The sequence below is a fragment of the Bdellovibrionales bacterium genome, assembly GCA_016714165.1.
Classification (GTDB): domain Bacteria; phylum Bdellovibrionota; class Bdellovibrionia; order Bdellovibrionales; family UBA1609; genus JADJVA01.
In genome coordinates this window covers 759,700-776,138 of the sequence record JADJNU010000001.1, presented here as the reverse complement: position 1 = coordinate 776,138, position 16,439 = coordinate 759,700, and the positions used below count along the sequence as shown (strand labels likewise).

Below are 16,439 nucleotides of genomic sequence, written 5' to 3'. Positions count from 1 at the left end.
TATCTCTGTTCAATCATTGATCAGCTCTAACGTACTGCGACTTTATGAATTCAATAAACCTCGCCGGAAGGCCAGATTTGAAAGAGAAACGACGTCTGGCTATAGTTTGGCCACTTGAGTCCCAGTAAGTCCAATATTATCATTGGGTTGCGCCCTTACATAAGGCACAAAAGCTGCAGGGTCAGGGTCTTAAGAAGAGAGATGACCTAGTTGAAGCTTTTTAACAATGACAGGAGTCAAAAGTGAGTCAAACGAGTTTAACGGCTTTTATAGCGATGATGGTTTTTGTTTCGACAATTGCAAGCGGTCAAGAAAGAAGGGATCAGCGAAGGCAGGATCGGCAACGACAGCGCCTGGATCAGGGAACCGCAAATTCTCAGCTAAACGAAGCGGAGAGGAGAAGATTGGAACGAGGACAGCAGCGAGTGGAAAGGGCTCAGACGCGCGCAGAACAAGATGGTGTTGTGGATGCGAATGAAGCTCAAAGACTCGAGCAGCTCCAGGATCGGCAGTCTGAGAGAATTCATCGTCAACGACATGATGGTCAGACGGGAAGTTCCAGCGGCCAAACTGGGCAGTGATTGGCAAATTGTTTAAAAGAAGAGGGTTTTAGCGCGCTGGCCTGTGTTGTTGTGTTCACTTGACTCAAGGATCTGGATGAGTGAACTCTTCAAGATATGAGATACAAAGATCATTTCATTGGCCGCCTGTTATTCTTGATCCCAAAAAATTTAATGAGCTATTGGGTGGGTAGGCTTGTTCATCTTCGACTGCCTCCCCCCCTGTCTTTGTGGACTGTGCGTTGGTTTGCAAAGAGGTATCGAATCAATTTGCAGGAGGCAGAGCTGCCGATAGAATCCTATTTGAGTATTGGGGAGTTGTTCACTCGAAAGTTGAGACCAGGGCTTCGGCCTTCAAATGGTGATGTTGTTCATCCGGCTGATTCAAGTTTGACTCAAAGAGGAAGGATTGAAAAAGGGCTGTTGTTTCAGGTGAAGGGTGTATCTTACTTGGTTGAGGATTTTTTGAGTGATTCGGAAGCTTCTGCGAAATGGGAGGGTGGACATTACCTCACTTACTACCTTTGTCCAACTGATTATCACCGGGTGCATTCTCCGGTGCATGGATTTGTAAAGAGTCTTAAATATATTCCAGGAAATCTGTGGCCCGTGAACAATTGGAGTGTCAACCATATCGCCAGGTTATTTGCTCGAAATGAGCGGTTGATCTTTAACATACAGACTCAGAGAGGAACGGTAGCTCTCATCATGGTAGGGGCCACAAACGTGGGAAAGATGACGGTCAGTTTTGATCCCGAATTGCAGACCAATCAATGCTCTTCTCGCCAAATTATCGAAAAAAATTACGATCCCCCACAAGAATTGATTCCTGGCGAAGAACTAGGAATTTTTCATATGGGCAGCACGGTGGTCATGCTTTACCCACCTGGTTTTTTTCGTTCTGAAATTAGGCCGGGCGAACCTGTAACGGTGCGAGTGGGAGAAGAGCTCACTGATACCTTCTGAGGCGTTCGGAGGGCTCTTTCTGAAGCTTCCTTATTAAGAGTTTAGACGAGGGCCGGATAGCTCAGGAACAAAAAATGAATAGCATTTAATCCAAAATGAACAAGGATGGAGGATTCAATCCGGTCCGTCTTTTGGTAGATATATCCGTAAAAAAGACCCGCAATTGAAGAGAGCAAGACATAGGATGCCCCGCCCTTAAAGTGAGCGAGTCCAAACATCGCCGCAGCCAAAGTTACCGATAGGATCGACATGGATCGCGTTTTTGGCAAAAGACTCGTCAAACCCTTCTGGAGAAATCCGCGAAAAAATGCCTCTTCGGCGAAGCAAACAAAAAATAAATTATTGAGAGCCCAAATCCAGGTCTGATCGGGGAGTTTAAGATCGACGCGAACGTATTGTGTAAGAAGGGAGATCGGAATCAGAACGGAGAGAAGCGCAATCAAGGTTCGGCCTACGCTCAAATAAAAGCTCCTCTTGAATGTGAATGATTGTTCTCTTCGTTTCCTTAGAAAAAATAGGAGAATGAAAATCCCAACTATCGTCTTGTCGAAATTCAGGTACATCGTAAATGGTTTTGAATCCTCAGAGAATCGGAGGCTTTCAATCATTCTGAGATTATTGAATCCGGGAGCTAAGTGATTGAGCATCAAAACGGCAAGGATCAAAAAAAGTCCGTAACTAAGGAATCGACTCATCCCTCCCGTGCTCCCTCGTATCAGCTTTGAATGAGGAACCCAAATGCTTAGGCCCAATGCAGCGATGCCCACGAGTGCAAGTGGCTCAAGTATTTGAAGGATGAGGCCGCTCGCAACCGCACCGGCAATTGCAATAAGGGCATTTCGAGTTGCAGATCTCCATGCAAAGCCAATAGAAAGCAGGAGAAACAAGTACGGAATTAGATACACATCTACACTTCTCATCGAAATCAATTCGATGTGGTGGGTTCTTCGGATTCAGCCTCAATTTCAATCTTATCGGGGTTAATGTCCGAATAGATTTCCACTGCCTTATCCTTGTGAGTAAATCGAATGATGTATCGAATAATGCCTTCCTTCTGTGGGATCCAACTGTGCCGCTCTAGCTCCTTGTCCGAATTCGAGATCGTAAGGCTTGAGATTTGAGAGTCGTCATTGCGTTCGATTTTAGAAAAATAGATCTCCCTTTTATCTTGTACGATATGGATGCTCTTTACTCGCTTCGACTCATCAAGGCAGACGACCAAATCTGCCACTTCAGGACGAGGCTTGATATTATCCGCCACAGCTTCTCTAAATAGCGGATTGTCTTTTGCCAGTACACCCTCTTGCGAAACTTTAAAAATGAAAATCTGGCCGGCAGGGCAGGACTTGAGATTCGGGATGTCCTGTATGCCTGCGGCTGAATTCCACAAAACAAAGCCCTGTGGTTTTTCAATTCTCTGCTGAAGATCAAGAATCCGATTCTTGAGTTGTTCCAGAGCAGCTATTTTCAGTTTATAGTGTTCTTCGGTTTCTGTGCCCTCTTGTCGGAGGAGGTCTTGATTTTTTCGCAGTTTCTCTTGATATGCCACGAGATTGGCTTTTAGCTTAATCTGGCTAGAATTCCATTCAAATTTCCGATTTAGAAGATTCTGATGTTTAAATTTCAATTCTTTTTCAGTTTCAATTTCGCTTGAAATGATCCATTGTTCGCAGGTCCAATCAAAAAAACAAAGAACGGGGGATTTCTCTCGTAAGGTCTCCTTTGCTTTCATTGTTTCTGTGAGCAAACGGATCGTCTCATCTGCTTGACTTTGAACCTCCTGCGCGGACCGGGAGGTCTCGTCAATCTGGGTCTGAGCGGACTTAATCTTGGCCTCGTACTCGGGCACAAGTTCAAAGGCCTTGGTGACCGCAGTGATTGTTTTGGATGATGATTCAACTTCTTGCTTTTCTTTTAGTAGATCTAAAATCTGATCTTCAAAACTCCGATCATCACCTTCAAGTGGTTCGATCGTGATATCTGATGGAAAAACGCCTTCTTTCTGAGAGTGCATCAAACGCAAAGAGGCCTGAATCCACTCAGGAAGGGAGTTGACTTCATCCGAGCCAAATTCTCCATCCTGATATCGATCGGTCAGCGGTTGAGGAGACGATGAGCTGTGGCTCTGACTATGACTAAAAAATGAGACCCAAAAGAATAATGGCAAAAACCCTCCCACTCCATAGGAGGGGCTCAAATAGCCTCTTTTCGTCGTTAGACCAGAGCGATTTGGTATCCCGCCGCCTGGAGCTTGAACAGTTTTTGGAGGAGAGGCTCGGAGTTGTTCTGCGGTGACAGTAGAGTTGCCCAGGCCTGGGATATTTTTAGAGGAATCGGGTCCAGATCGCAATTTTGTGGCCACATATGTTGGCTTCTGCAGTTGGTGACCTTGACCTGGCGAAGATCCGATGGTTTGGCGGCTTGCTCCACCTCCTCCTGGAGAATTGCCGGTATAGGACGGCCGCAATGGGGGTTTTGAGAGGGAGAGGGGTCTCGAAGGAGACATCCTGACTCCTCCTCCGCCTCTTGAGCCCGAACTAGAAGACCCCTTTCCAAAGCTGGGAGAGGTCAGCCCTATGGCGGCGCTGATGTTTAGGACAATAAAAATATAAGCCAACTTAGTTCGTCGTCTCTTGCTCAAGTGACACTCCTCTGAAAGGCCCGTAAATCGAGTCTGTAACGGGGTTTGAGATTTCGACTGACTCTTAAACTCCGCCGGACGCCGTGTCAACGGATAGAACATTCACGGAGAATATATTCCTGAGTCCCGTAAAAAAGAGGGCCCTTCTCTCTCTCTCTGTATATATATCTCTCTGTGTCTGAGCCTGTGTCTTAGGCCTATTTCTGTTCAGGCTAATTTGCTATCAAAGTCTGGTCATCACCTGAGAGCCAGTGTCGCCAATGCTTTCAATGATTTGAATCAATCTGGTCAGATTTTCGTTCTGCGAAAAATAGTTTTTCAGAATGGGAGGCACGACGCCCAAAATGAATTGACCATCGTACTGGTCGATGTACTCAAGTTCTCTGCCCAATTTTTGAATGTCGGTATCATCGAAAAACTGAGTTATTTGAAGGTCGATAATCTTTCCACTTTTTTTATGAACCACCAAAATAATATATCCTTCGGAATTGATCGTGCCCTGAACAAGACTCAGCGGGGTCGAAGGACCGCTTTCCTTGAAAAGTACGCTCACGACAAAGGGTACGACAACAATCGGGCCGACTGTCTTAATATCAGCGTGTTTAAGATCAAAACTTCGTACCTGGAGTTTTGATATATTTTTAGAAGATATTTGTTTTGACCAATTCTCCGTTTCTAAAAGCGCGAGGAGCTCGGGTTTAACTTTTCCCTCCTCAATGATTTCGATTCGGTCAAAGCCTGGAAATCTGAGATACTTTGGGTCGCCTGCTCGCTCAGCTTCGCTTGCCACAGGAGCATATTCGGGTTTTGCTGAATCGCTGGCCCAGGCAGAATTGCCCAAGAGACAAGCCAATAAGGTTAAGAAGTGAAGTGAAAAATGAATCATCACACGGCTCCTTGCTGAGTTTTAGCTGTCCGAAGTGGCGATATGGTCTTTGATACCAGGGACTTCCACGGCTAGACTGTCAAAGGTAGGCCTTCGTCTTCGTCTCCATTATTACCAATGGCTTCGACGGGGCAGCCATCCATCGCCTCCTTGCAGGAGGCCTCCTGCTCAGGAGTAGAGGGCTGTACGACGACAAACGCATGCCCATCGTTCTGGTCCATACCAAAATGATTTGGCGCCGTCAAACAGCAGGCATCACAGGCGATGCACTCCTTATCTACGTAGTAGCGCCCTGGAACATTTTCATCGTACTTTTTGTTTTTATCAGCCATTTTCTTGTGAGTCTCACTGATCCAATAGTTTGTGCAGCCGAAAGGGGGGCAAGCCGTTAAAATAGTCGCATTTTCAAGCTGATTAGGATAGGGAAGACGAGGTTTTAGAGCAATATTCAATGCTATGCATTATATTTGATGGTCCGCTTTAGAAACTTGAGAGGCAAGGGGGGTTCGGAGCTATCGATGTATAAGAATCTATGCTAGGAGAGTTCGAGGACTTCAGTTAGTGTCTTCTCTTGTTTTAAAATAAAAATCTTAGGGAATTTCATGAGTTTCGGAAATATTGTTGAGGAAATTAAGAAGCGGCGAACCTTTGCCATTATTTCACATCCTGATGCTGGAAAAACCACAATTACTGAGAAAATACTTTTTGAGGGTGGTGTGATTCGCAAGGCTGGAGAGGTGAAGGGCAAGGCGGGGACAAAGGCCGCCGTTTCAGACTGGATGCCACTTGAACAGCAACGGGGGGTCTCAATCACCTCGAGCGTAATGCAGTTAGATTTTATGGGATTGAGAATAAACCTTCTCGATACCCCAGGTCACAAGGATTTCGGTGAGGACACATACCGCACCCTCATTGCTGCGGATTCTGCTGCAATGCTCATTGATGCGGCAAAGGGCGTTGAAGCTCAGACTCGCAAACTCTTTGAGGTGTGTCGTTTGAGGAGAATCCCGATCTTTACTTTTGCGAATAAGATGGATCGGGAAGGTAAGGAACCCTTGGAGATTATCGATGATGTGGAAAACACTCTCGGGATCAAATGTCATCCTCTGACCTGGCCTATCGGGATGGGAGATCGATTTCGTGGGCTGTATCATCGACTTGAAAACCGGGTTTACCTCTATACTCGCGGAGAAGAAAAGCCTGAGATTCAGGAGGTGACTGGCTACCAGGACGAAAGAATTCGGCAATGGGTGGGTGACGAGTCCTTCGATAAATTTCAAGAGGACATGGAGCTTTTGGAGACCGCCCTCGGGCCATTCTCAACGGAGGATTTTTTGGCCGGCGGAGTGAGTCCCATGACTTTTGGAAGCGCAAAATACAATTGGGGAGTTGACATTTTTCTGAAGATTTTTGCAGAGTTTGCCCCGGCTCCCGGTCCTCGGCACACCTCGATTGGAAATGTCGCACCCGATGATCCATTCTTTTCGGGATTTGTTTTTAAGATTCAGGCGAACATGGACAGGAAGCATCGCGATCGTGTGGCTTTTATCAGGGTATGTTCAGGACGCTTTGAACGAGGCATGAAAGTTCGGCATATTCGATTAGATCGAGAGCTGCGTCTGGCTTATGCGAACCAATTTATGGCTCGAGAACGAGAGACCGTAGATGAGGCCTACGCTGGCGATATTGTGGGAATCATTGACACTGGTTTTTTTCAAATTGGAGATTCAATTTCGGATGGAAAAAACGTCGAATTCGATCGTATTCCTCGGTTTTCTCCAGAGATTTTTGGTCGATTGTCGGTGAAGGATCCTCTCAAGCGAAAGCAGCTTCAGAAGGGAGTTCAGCAGTTGGCTGAAGAGGGTATGATTCAGTTGTTTGTTGATCCGGTAGTGGGTCCTCAGGACCCAGTGATCGGGGTCGTTGGTGAACTTCAGATGGAAGTTTTGATGTTTCGACTCAATGACGAATACAAACTGGACGTTCGACTAGAGCGCTCGTCTTATACGGTCGCGCGTTGGCCACGCAATGGGAAGGGCGAGCCCATGAAAGAGGGAATCAAGGGGGCTGCGAGGATATTTGAGGACGAAAACCACGAGGCCGTGGTACTCCTTGAAAAGGAATGGGACCTTCGTTGGCTTGAAAAAGAAAATCCGGGGGTGACCTTTCATATTTCCGGCCGAGTTTAGAGAATTTCTCAACTCGCCACTCGGATCGTTGGGGGAACGAGAATTTTGGGAGGGGGGCTTTCTGTGGCAGGGCTAGGGTTTTGCAAAAGCTTAAGACTCAAACTTTTGGTTTTGTTTTTGGTTTTGGTTAGAGATTTTTATCGGCTAGGTGCCTTTGGTTTGTTTGGTTTGTTCGGTTTGTTCGGTTTGCTCAGATTGATCAGCTTATTGAGCGCCTTGAATTTTTTTTGCCAAGTGACTTTGGCAGAGACCTTAAACACCTTAAACACGCAATCTGAATCCACGGGCTCGGAGCTTCTTGAACCACTCATCACCGTTCGCCATCTTGACTCATTAAAGAGAAATACTTCGCTGCCTTCTCGTAGTCTTGTCAAAGACATTTTTTCATTGCGTGCGCCATTGAACTTTGCGGCCGTTTCAGCGATTCAGATCGGTCAGATTGTAAAAATCGATCTGCCGAAAGAGGGAGTTCTCGAAACAAAAGTTGTGAAGGTACAAGTTCAAAATTCGCTTTTGTCTATACACTTGCAGGTAGAAGCTGATGCTTCGAGCCAGGCATTTTTTGTTTATAACTCAGACACCCAAATTCTCTCAGGAACCCTTTTAATCGCGGGCAATAGCTATTTTATTCATCGAGAGGGAGCTGAATCCTATTTGATTGAACAGGGTGAACGGAGATTCGAGGGGCCAAATCCCCAGGTTCCATCTGTGCCGAAGATAAAAAAGGGTGAAGTGGGATCTGCTTCTTTGGTCACCACTGTCACGGCAGACCATTTTGTGGACGTAATGATTCTCTACACTGACGATGTGGCGGGATACTCCGCGGTGGAAGAAACGCTAAGGGCCAGGGTTGATGCCACGAATGTCATGCTTGCCGATAGCTGTGCTGATTTTCGCTTTCGGCTGGTTTACATTGGGCCCATCACCTATACGGAGACAGGCAATACATCGACAGATTTAGCTCAGCTTGCAAATGCAAGCGACGGGCAAATAGATAGTGCCCACACGCTGAGGGATTCCTATGGCGCGGATCTGGTTCAGTTGGTCACGAACACGGCCTCGTACTGTGGCTTGGCTTACTTGTCCCAAAAAGATTTTTACAATGATGCTTATGGTTTTTCTGTCACTTCCTACTGGTGTGATGCGAGGACGATGGCCCACGAGTGGGGTCACAATTTGGGTTCAGAGCACGATCGCTATCAGAAGGGGGTTGGACTTCACCAGGCTACAACCTCTCTCACTGGCTATGGCTATGTGGATCTAATTAATAAATACCTGGATGTGATGGCCTATCCAGATCAGTGTGATGACCTTGGAATTACTTGCACCACGTTGGGTCGATTCTCAAATCCCCGGATTTCTCACAATGGAGTGCCGTTTGGGATCGAACACTACTCTCACGCGGTTCAGAGAATGAACGAATCTTATCCCTACATTGCGAATTTTAGAGCCTCTCTTTCTGGCTATGATCCTGGCATCAATCCTGGCTGCGTGAGCAAATCGGAGAATAAGGATTTTCATTGTTTTATTGCTACGGCCGCACATGGATCTTATCTTCATTCAGAGGTCCGTCTCTTGCGTGAATTTAGGGACCGAGTGCTGCGAACCTCAGCTTTTGGTCGTAAGCTCATTCGGTATTACTATGATTTCTCGCCCTTTCTCGCCCTCAAGATCACAAAACATCCTGTGTTGGGTGCTGCAACCCGAGCCTTTCTGTCTCTGGTTGTTTTTGTTATCCACAATTGGATTTCTTTGATTGCAGGTCTTTTGTGTTGTTTGGTTTTAATTTGTTTTTATGTGAGAACTCGCAAAAAGAAAAAGGATCTGTTGGGTGCGGCAGAGTTTTTGTGTCTACTTTTTTTGTTCTCGCCATTTTTTCAGGATGATTCGATGGCTCAAGTCAGCGCACCATCTCGCATATACACTCGCGAAATCATTAATCCCAGCTTGAGGATGATGGTCAAGCCGACCTCTTGGTTTGGCTTGTCTTACGAACTTCAGAAGGAAGAGACGCTGAGTCAAGGTATCTACACAGAGAGGACAAATTCCGAAGTTGGCCGCATGCAGTTAGGTCAAGTGGGCTCCGATTTTTTCTATGAGCTCGGCCTCGCCCCAGAGCACAGTGAGATCACAACGTCCTCTTTGGCAGGATTTTCTGAAGCGAAGGCGAATCGGCAGATCGATTCTTATTACCTCCAGGCCGGTCTGCGTCTCTATGGTTTTCCATTCGGCCTGAAATATCGACAAGTGAATTTGTATCAGGTCGAAGAAGTTGTTCGTGAGCGCCGTCAAACTCTTTCGGCTGGAATTTCAGGAAACTGGGGCGATAGTTTCAGATGGGGAATTGGGTCCGACTTGGTCAGAGAATTTGGTGATACTTTGGCCAAGAGCCAGTGGGCGGCCCCTTTTCTCGGTTTTACCTTGGGATCTTTTGGAGGTGATGATCATTTCTTCTTGGAGGTTTCGGGTCAGCGTTCGCCAAAGGTTCTCAATAGAGATGAGGCCAAAATCAATGTTCACGGCGAGCGCATATTCTCCCAAATCTCGCTCGAATATTCGAGTAAGTCCGGTTTCTGGCCGTTTCAGCCACTTATTTTTAGAGCGGACTATTCGACCAATACAGAGAAGAAGATGGACTCCTATTTGATAGATGAAATCAAATTCTCCTCAACTGAAGTGTCGCTTGGAAGCAGTCTTTTTGGCTCGGGTCTGTATTGGACTCTGAGCTATTGTACTCGTTTGTCAGACTCTTCCTATACAAGCAAAAGAACTGAAACGAAGGCTTCTTTGTTTTGGGCTGGGAGTGATGTTTTCTAAGGTGTGTCCTCTGAGGACCGCTTTTCTTGGGGAACTCTATTATATAGGACAATGGATGTCTCCTCAAACTGGCGTGGTTTATGACAAGGCTTTTAAATTAGATTTGATTGGTTCCAATGGAAAAATAGGTAACGGCATTTATAACCTCTTTTTTATTTTTGTGCCAGGATATGGTAATGTCTACACTCGGATGGAAGGTTTAGATACCAATAAGTTCGTGACTATTCATTCGAGTGAAAATATCAGTTTGGATTGAGACTTGGTCTCTGGCCTAGTTGAAGTTTAGGAGTTGAAAGTTTCTTAAGCGAATTAACTGCACTCTCCTAGATCGCAGTTTTTGGCTATATGTGACTGAAAACCAAAGGAAAGAGTGTGGCGCGCTTCTTTTCGCTCCGCACGGGGAGTGAACGCCCGTGCGGGATTTTGCGCAAATCTGGTTTCCAAGGCCATGATTTTCTCAACCAAACTATAGCCATCTTCATGACAGCCTCAATATTTTATCAAAACTGAAAAAATATTTACAGTGAAACGAGACTGGTCGGATTTTTCAGAATCAGAGTTGAAATCTCGAAGATCGGTTGGTCCGCTCGTTGCTGCAAATGATTGATGGGCGATTGTATTATGATTTCACAGGGTGGGTGGGTGTGTATCAAAAAAAGCCACTGATTGGGCTATTGGATCAAATTGTTGAAGTTCTGGATGAGAAGACTCTGGATCTCCAGGTTCCGTTGCGGGATCTTATGCTGTCCAACTTAACTCCAACTCGAGATCCAGCTCCTGCAAAAATGCCGACGCCATTGCCTTTGCCGTCATCGCCATCATTTGCATTTGGCTCATTGCCTCCTTATAAAGCAGACGATTTGGAAAAAACGCAGATTTTGCCAGAGAAGAATGTCTCCTCTCCGGTCCTTGATGCCAAGGCTTTGGAAAGAGCCATGACCGTCAGTCGGCGGAGCGAGCAGCGTGTACCGGCTGTGGGGCCAATGATGATATTGAGTCAGGATGGAGAGTACATTTCAAAAGGAGAAGGTCGTAATATTAGTTCGAAGGGGATCGGCGCCAAGATTTTTACCTGCCAAAAGAGGATCGTCGTTGGAGACGTTGTTGTTCTAGAAATGTATGGGAATAAAGAACTGAAGCCATTTCGAGCAGAAGCCAAGGTACTTAATTTGTCAGTTCGTCATAGGAATCGTCGAGCTTCCTATTGGGTTATTGGCTTGGCTTGGGTTTCCATGAGTACCTTTGTCGCGAACATGATTGCCGAGTATTCTGTCACGGCCGGGGGCACAATGGGAGGTTTTGATTACAAGGAAAATGTTTAGGAATCAATATTTTGCTTGCCTCCACCAGAGTCTTACAGCCAGACTTTAAAAGTGATCGACATGGACCAAGGAAGGGCACCATGAAAAAAAATCCGATTTGTTCTCATGTGATTTTGACCTCTCATCCAAGTCAGGTATTTAAAGCTGTTAGACCTATTCACTGGGGAGAGAGGGATCCTTTGTTGCGAGGACCGGTTATTGCGACTCTCACTGACCCCTCAAAACGCAATTCCATCGGGACCCACAGCGGGAGCTATTCAGTCTACCGAGCCCTCGCCACAGCGGCTGGGCATTTGCCCAGAGAGTTTCGGCCAGATTTGACAAACACCAGTCCCTGCACGCCTATCGGTCCATTTCCTAACTGGTGGAACATTCACAAGATTGTTTCAATGGATCCCTGGGGTGCGCAGGTTGCTGATGTCTATAAATCCTTGTTGAACCAAGGAGAGGATATCCGTCCTACCATTGCCATCACAAAGGCTCATATTTTCATGCCGGAGCTAAAGGAAGCTGTTGCTCAAGGTCGTTTGCAGATTGATGGTCAGGTGGTTGGTAAAAATCTGGACGTAAGCGTCACAAAGGCAGCGATTGAGCCAGTGTGGTTTTTACCTGGATTGGCACAGCGCTATGGTATCTCTGAGGGAGATCTGCGAAAGGGACTCTTTCAAGACACCGGAGGCATGTTTCCTGAATTGATCACTCGAGAGGACTTGAAGGTGTTCCTACCTCCTATAGGAAGTACGACAATTTACTTTTTTGGGGATATAAGCAAGGTATCGGATCCCAATTTTGAGTTGACGGTGAGAGTTCACGATGAGTGCAACGGTTCAGATGTTTTTGGATCTGACATATGCACCTGTAGGCCGTATTTGATTCATGGAATTGAAGAGTCCATCAAGTCGGCGCAAAGAGGCGGTTCAGGGCTTATCGTTTATTTCCGGAAAGAGGGTCGAGCACTGGGAGAAGTGACAAAGTTTTTGGTTTACAATGCACGAAAACGGCAGACTGGTGGAGATTCCGCGTCGACTTATTTTCATCGCACGGAATGCGTGGCGGGAGTGCAGGACATGAGACTTCAAGAGCTGATGCCTGATGTTTTGCATTGGTTGGGAGTGCAGAAGATCGACAATTTTGTGTCAATGAGCGATATGAAGTATGATGCTATTGTAGAGAGCGGCATCAAGATTAATACGAGAGTTTCGATACCTGAAGATCGGATACCTGAAGACGCCAAGGTTGAAATGGAAGCGAAAAAGGCCGCGGGATATTTTTCTCCGGAGGGATCATTGAGCGAAGTCGGACTTCAAAAGGTGAAAGGTCGAAATCTTCATGATTGATTCTCATATGCCGTTTAATCAGAAGGCTTTGGAGGAGATTTTTGCGCCATCTCGCATTCGATCCCAGGCACTTCGGTTGCAAAAATTCTGTGTGTCCGGAAAAGGTCATTTTGATATCTGTGAAGAGTTGATTCCGGAAATAGTGTCTTACGTCAATCAGGTCATTGAATCGCGCTATCCTAATGGTCGAATTCCTTACCACTCTCGTTTTTCTCACTTTCAGGTGGGCGGAGTCGATCGCTTGGCTTATCTTGAAAAGAATTTGAATGGTCTTGATCGTCTTGAAAAGGTGAGAGCGAAAATAGATCTGGTCATGGTTTCAGTTTTGTTAGATGCCGGAGCGGGGTCTCAGTGGCAATTTTTTGAAACTGAAACCGGAAAGGTAGTTGCGCGCTCGGAGGGCTTGGCCGTCGCCTCTCTGGATATGTTTATTAAAGGAGCCTTTTCGAGCGAGCCTCAAACAAAACTGCAGGCTGATGGCGGAGGCCTGTTGCACCTCACAAAGGAGCGATTGGAACTTGGTTTTCAAGTTTCTGTCGGAAATCCTTTGATTGGGGTTGATGGTCGATTGAAATTGATTCATTCTCTCGGGCATGTCGTTGAAGAGAATAAGGAAGTATTTGGTGGATTCTATTCACGACCGGGGCACGTATTAGATCTTTTGATTCGTAGATATCCAAATCGAAAATTGCCTGCCTCCGATTTGTTAGAGATTCTATTGAAGGCTTTGAGTCCAATTTGGCCGGAACGATTTACGCTTGGCACCTTTAATTTGGGAGACGTTTGGCATCATCCAGCACTAGGAGACAAAGCCTCCTGGCAATCCTTACAGCCGTTTCATAAGCTCACACAGTGGATGGTTTACTCACTTCTCACTCCTCTCGAAGAAGCGGGATTTGAGATTGTTGGGCTGAATGAACTGACCGGACTCCCAGAATATCGAAATGGGGGCTTGTTAATTGATCGAGGATTGTTGGTTTTAAAGGATTCAGACGCCGCATCTCTGTGTCATCGCCCAGATAGTCCACTGATTGTCGAGTGGAGAGCTCTTACGATCTATTACATTGACAAGATTCATTTGGGTCTCTGTGATTTACGGGGTGTCTCACCACAGGAGTTTCCTTTGGTGAGAGCTCTTGAAGGTGGGACTTGGTGGGCGGGACGCAAGGCGGCAAAGGAAAAGAGAGCGGATGGAGCCCCGCCTTTGATGTTGACCAGTGATGGAACTGTTTTTTAGGAGAATTCAATGTCTGAAGCTTCGGTAAAAGAGTTTTGTCATGTTGTTCGTCACCCCGTTGTGCAGCACAAACTTTGTCAGTTGAGAGATAAGACAACTCGTCCCCGACAGTTTCGCGAATTAATGGAAGAGGTCAGTCAGTTGCTGGCTTACGAAGTTGCGCGAAATTTTGAATTAGAACCTGTCGATGTTGAATCGCCTATGCGTTTGACGAAGGGTCATCGGATTTCTGATCGTGTGGTCTTGGTTTCGATTATGAGGGCCGGAAACGGAATGCTTGCAGGAATGCAAAGACTTTTATCTTTTGCGCCAGTTGGACATATAGGTATTTATCGGGATAAATTTATTAAAAGCACAGTGGAGTATTATTTTCGTCTTCCGAAACAGATGGAAGGTGCCAAAGTAATATTGCTTGATCCCATGCTTGCAACGGGCGACACCGCCGTGGCAGCAATTAGCCGCCTTAAGGAATATCAGGTTTCTGAAATTCGATTTGTGACGATCATTGCCTCTCGTCCCGGGCTTGAAAAAGTGCATGAGTGGCACCCTGATGTTGAGATTTACACTCTTAGCGTTGAGCCTGAGGTGAATGAAATGGGTTACATTGTTCCTGGGATAGGAGATGCCGGAGATCGCCTCTATGGGACGGGGGATACCTTTTGATTTCAAGGGTGCGTCGTCCTTGTGTCATCGCCATTAGCGGAGGGAGCGGGTCAGGAAAGACGACGCTCGCTCGCGCTCTCTTCGAGCAGTTGGGAGAGAACCTGGTATCTTTAATTTATCAGGATTGGTACTATTTCGATCAAAGTTCCAAATTTGATTACGATGGTGGAACAGTTAATTTTGATCACCCTCAGTCTCTGGAATTCAGTTTGTTGGCCACTCATTTGTTGGCTCTGAGATCAAGACAATCTATTTACGCTCCTCAATACGATTTTTCTCGTCATCGGCGTACTTCGGATCGGATTTTTGTGGTGGCAAACTTGGTTGTCATTGTTGATGGAATCCTCATCCTTCATTCTCCTGAATTGAGACCTCTTTTTGATATTAAGGTTTTTGTTGAAACCTCAGAAGAACTGCGATTTCAGCGTCGTATGGCGAGAGACATCCAAGAGCGGGGCCGAACTCCCGAGGGGGTTAAAGTCCAGTTTGAAAATCAAGTCAAGCCAATGCACGACCTTTATGTGGAGCCATCAAAGGCTCATGCAGACCAGGTCTTTTCGGGGGAAGACCCAATTGAATCGATGGTATCCGAGGTGATTCATAAGTGGAGAAATGATTGGATTCCGTAATTTAGTCGAGAGAATGCTTGTCGGACTAGACTGGCGGACTGTTTTGATGGACCGTCTCCGTGAGACAATAGACTAGAATTTAGGCAAAAGACCTGCAACTTCCCCTATGTCCTGTCAAAAATCAGATTGGACCTCCGATGGATAGAGCAAGGCTCTTGGTGAGTCGAGACAAACCGGGCAGAGGTCGGACAAATGGGATTGAGAATATCAACAAATCTAGCGGCAATTCAGGCGCGCCGTCAGCTTTTTAGTTCGGGGATAGGCTTGGATGCGGCGATGGCTCAACTGGCCAGTGGTGATCGAATAAATAAGGCGGCCGACGATGCTGCCGGACTTTCCGTTTCAGAGGGCATCAGATCGACAATTCGGTCGATTCGTCAAGCCAACCGCAATGCGAACGATGGGGTTTCTATGGTTCAGGTTGCTGAGGGAGGTCTAAATGAAATTGCAAATCTTGTGATTCGTCTTCGAGAATTGGGGATTCAAGCTTCAAGTGATACAGTTGGCGATGTGGAGCGAGGATTTATTCAAAAGGAAGTGATTCAGTTAAAGCAGGAAATAGATCGAATTTCGTTGGTGACCCGTTGGGGAGATGCACATTTGCTGGATGGGAAATCGGGAGTTTTTGAATTTCAGGTGGGAGTTTTTAATGATGATTTTGAGGACAGAATTGCATTTGATTCCGAAGAGAACAATGCTCAATTAAGTTCACTAAAGCTAGATGAAATCGATTTTTCTGAAAAGAAAAGCGCCCAATCTGCTCTTGAATTGTTAGATGTCGCCTTGGTTCGTGTGAACGAAATGCGCTCCAATATCGGCGCGATTGACACACGATTGCATCATTCAATTTCAAACATGTTGATTTATGAGGAAAATATGAGTGCAGCGAAGATGCGCATTCGCGATACTGATTTTGCTTACGCTTCGTCTGAATTAGTCCGCTCTCAGATATTGCAACAGGCGGCTATCGCCACCTTGGCCCAAGCCAATGACAATGGTAACATGGCCCTGAAACTCATATGACCAATATGGAGAAGATTCGAACAGTCTAAACATTCTGTTATTGTGCTGTGCGAAAAAAATGAATTTGTGAATGGAAATGAATTTTGACCAGATCTGTTGATTCAACTCAAGGATTGTTAGATATTAAATAAATATTTATGTCTGGTTCTGCCTCTCTGTGTTTTTTAAA

The 16,439-nt window shown here is 46.0% G+C and carries 15 protein-coding genes; 11 read left to right on the top strand and 4 right to left on the bottom strand.

Annotation, left to right across the window (positions count from 1 at the left end):
* Positions 1-242: 242 nt before the first annotated feature.
* Both IPJ71_03470 and psd read left to right on the top strand, forming a co-directional pair.
* Positions 243-581, top strand: a complete 339-nt coding sequence (locus tag IPJ71_03470; protein ID MBK7842745.1) for a hypothetical protein — start codon at positions 243-245, stop codon at positions 579-581.
* Between the two features lie 153 nt (positions 582-734).
* Positions 735-1,526, top strand: coding sequence for a phosphatidylserine decarboxylase (gene psd / locus IPJ71_03465; GenBank protein MBK7842744.1), 792 nt, complete (start codon positions 735-737; stop codon positions 1,524-1,526).
* Positions 1,527-1,567: 41 nt separating this feature from the next.
* Here the strand turns inward: psd and IPJ71_03460 are convergent, their stop codons facing one another.
* From IPJ71_03460 to IPJ71_03445, 4 genes are all read right to left on the bottom strand, one after another.
* Positions 1,568-2,446 (bottom strand): CPBP family intramembrane metalloprotease, encoded by an 879-nt coding sequence (locus tag IPJ71_03460; protein MBK7842743.1) that lies wholly within the window; start codon positions 2,444-2,446, stop codon positions 1,568-1,570.
* A gap of 5 nt (positions 2,447-2,451) precedes the next feature.
* Positions 2,452-4,167 carry a hypothetical protein gene (locus tag IPJ71_03455; protein ID MBK7842742.1) on the bottom strand — a complete coding sequence of 572 codons (1,716 nt, stop codon included), beginning with the start codon at positions 4,165-4,167 and terminating at the stop codon, positions 2,452-2,454.
* A 223-nt stretch (positions 4,168-4,390) separates the two neighbouring features.
* Complete coding sequence (locus IPJ71_03450; GenBank protein ID MBK7842741.1) at positions 4,391-5,053, bottom strand: hypothetical protein; 663 nt, start codon at positions 5,051-5,053, stop codon at positions 4,391-4,393.
* A 71-nt stretch (positions 5,054-5,124) separates the two neighbouring features.
* A complete protein-coding gene (locus IPJ71_03445) occupies positions 5,125-5,385 on the bottom strand; it encodes a ferredoxin (protein ID MBK7842740.1) in 261 nt (86 codons plus the stop codon).
* Between the two features lie 270 nt (positions 5,386-5,655).
* Here IPJ71_03445 and IPJ71_03440 point away from each other — a divergent pair, with 270 nt between their 5' ends.
* The 9 genes from IPJ71_03440 to IPJ71_03400 all read left to right on the top strand — a co-directional run bounded on the left by IPJ71_03440 (position 5,656) and on the right by IPJ71_03400 (position 16,270).
* Positions 5,656-7,242: a peptide chain release factor 3 gene (locus tag IPJ71_03440; protein MBK7842739.1), complete on the top strand. Its 1,587-nt coding sequence runs from the start codon at positions 5,656-5,658 to the stop codon at positions 7,240-7,242.
* A gap of 63 nt (positions 7,243-7,305) precedes the next feature.
* A complete protein-coding gene (locus IPJ71_03435; GenBank protein ID MBK7842738.1) occupies positions 7,306-10,059 on the top strand; it encodes a hypothetical protein in 2,754 nt (917 codons plus the stop codon).
* Positions 10,046-10,315: a hypothetical protein gene (locus IPJ71_03430; protein MBK7842737.1), complete on the top strand. Its 270-nt coding sequence runs from the start codon at positions 10,046-10,048 to the stop codon at positions 10,313-10,315. The genes IPJ71_03435 and IPJ71_03430 overlap by 14 nt, the downstream gene beginning before the upstream one ends.
* A 388-nt stretch (positions 10,316-10,703) precedes the next feature.
* Complete coding sequence (locus tag IPJ71_03425; protein ID MBK7842736.1) at positions 10,704-11,381, top strand: PilZ domain-containing protein; 678 nt, start codon at positions 10,704-10,706, stop codon at positions 11,379-11,381.
* Between the two features lie 80 nt (positions 11,382-11,461).
* Positions 11,462-12,718: a GTP cyclohydrolase II gene (locus IPJ71_03420; GenBank protein MBK7842735.1), complete on the top strand. Its 1,257-nt coding sequence runs from the start codon at positions 11,462-11,464 to the stop codon at positions 12,716-12,718.
* A complete protein-coding gene (locus IPJ71_03415; protein MBK7842734.1) occupies positions 12,711-13,955 on the top strand; it encodes a DUF1688 family protein in 1,245 nt (414 codons plus the stop codon). The genes IPJ71_03420 and IPJ71_03415 overlap by 8 nt, the downstream gene beginning before the upstream one ends.
* 9 nt (positions 13,956-13,964) lie before the next feature.
* On the top strand, positions 13,965-14,618 hold the full coding sequence (upp, locus tag IPJ71_03410; protein MBK7842733.1) for a uracil phosphoribosyltransferase: 654 nt from the start codon (positions 13,965-13,967) through the stop codon (positions 14,616-14,618).
* Between the two features lie 8 nt (positions 14,619-14,626).
* The gene (gene udk / locus IPJ71_03405; protein ID MBK7842732.1) at positions 14,627-15,247 is read left to right on the top strand and encodes a uridine kinase; all 621 of its coding nucleotides are present in this window, start codon (positions 14,627-14,629) and stop codon (positions 15,245-15,247) included.
* A 192-nt stretch (positions 15,248-15,439) separates the two neighbouring features.
* Positions 15,440-16,270 carry a flagellin FliC gene (locus IPJ71_03400; GenBank protein MBK7842731.1) on the top strand — a complete coding sequence of 277 codons (831 nt, stop codon included), beginning with the start codon at positions 15,440-15,442 and terminating at the stop codon, positions 16,268-16,270.
* Positions 16,271-16,439 lie beyond the last annotated feature (169 nt).

Excerpts from the sequence above, each read along its gene's own strand:
- psd (MBK7842744.1), top strand. The coding sequence starts at position 735 with ATGAGCTATTGGGTGGGTAGGCTTGTTCATCTTCGACTGCCTCCCCCC.
- IPJ71_03460 (MBK7842743.1), bottom strand. The coding sequence starts at position 2,446 with ATGAGAAGTGTAGATGTGTATCTAATTCCGTACTTGTTTCTCCTGCTT.
- IPJ71_03450 (MBK7842741.1), bottom strand. The coding sequence starts at position 5,053 with ATGATTCATTTTTCACTTCACTTCTTAACCTTATTGGCTTGTCTCTTG.
- IPJ71_03445 (MBK7842740.1), bottom strand. The coding sequence starts at position 5,385 with ATGGCTGATAAAAACAAAAAGTACGATGAAAATGTTCCAGGGCGCTAC.
- IPJ71_03440 (MBK7842739.1), top strand. The coding sequence starts at position 5,656 with ATGAGTTTCGGAAATATTGTTGAGGAAATTAAGAAGCGGCGAACCTTT.
- IPJ71_03420 (MBK7842735.1), top strand. The coding sequence starts at position 11,462 with ATGAAAAAAAATCCGATTTGTTCTCATGTGATTTTGACCTCTCATCCA.
- IPJ71_03415 (MBK7842734.1), top strand. The coding sequence starts at position 12,711 with ATGATTGATTCTCATATGCCGTTTAATCAGAAGGCTTTGGAGGAGATT.
- upp (MBK7842733.1), top strand. The coding sequence starts at position 13,965 with ATGTCTGAAGCTTCGGTAAAAGAGTTTTGTCATGTTGTTCGTCACCCC.
- IPJ71_03400 (MBK7842731.1), top strand. The coding sequence starts at position 15,440 with ATGGGATTGAGAATATCAACAAATCTAGCGGCAATTCAGGCGCGCCGT.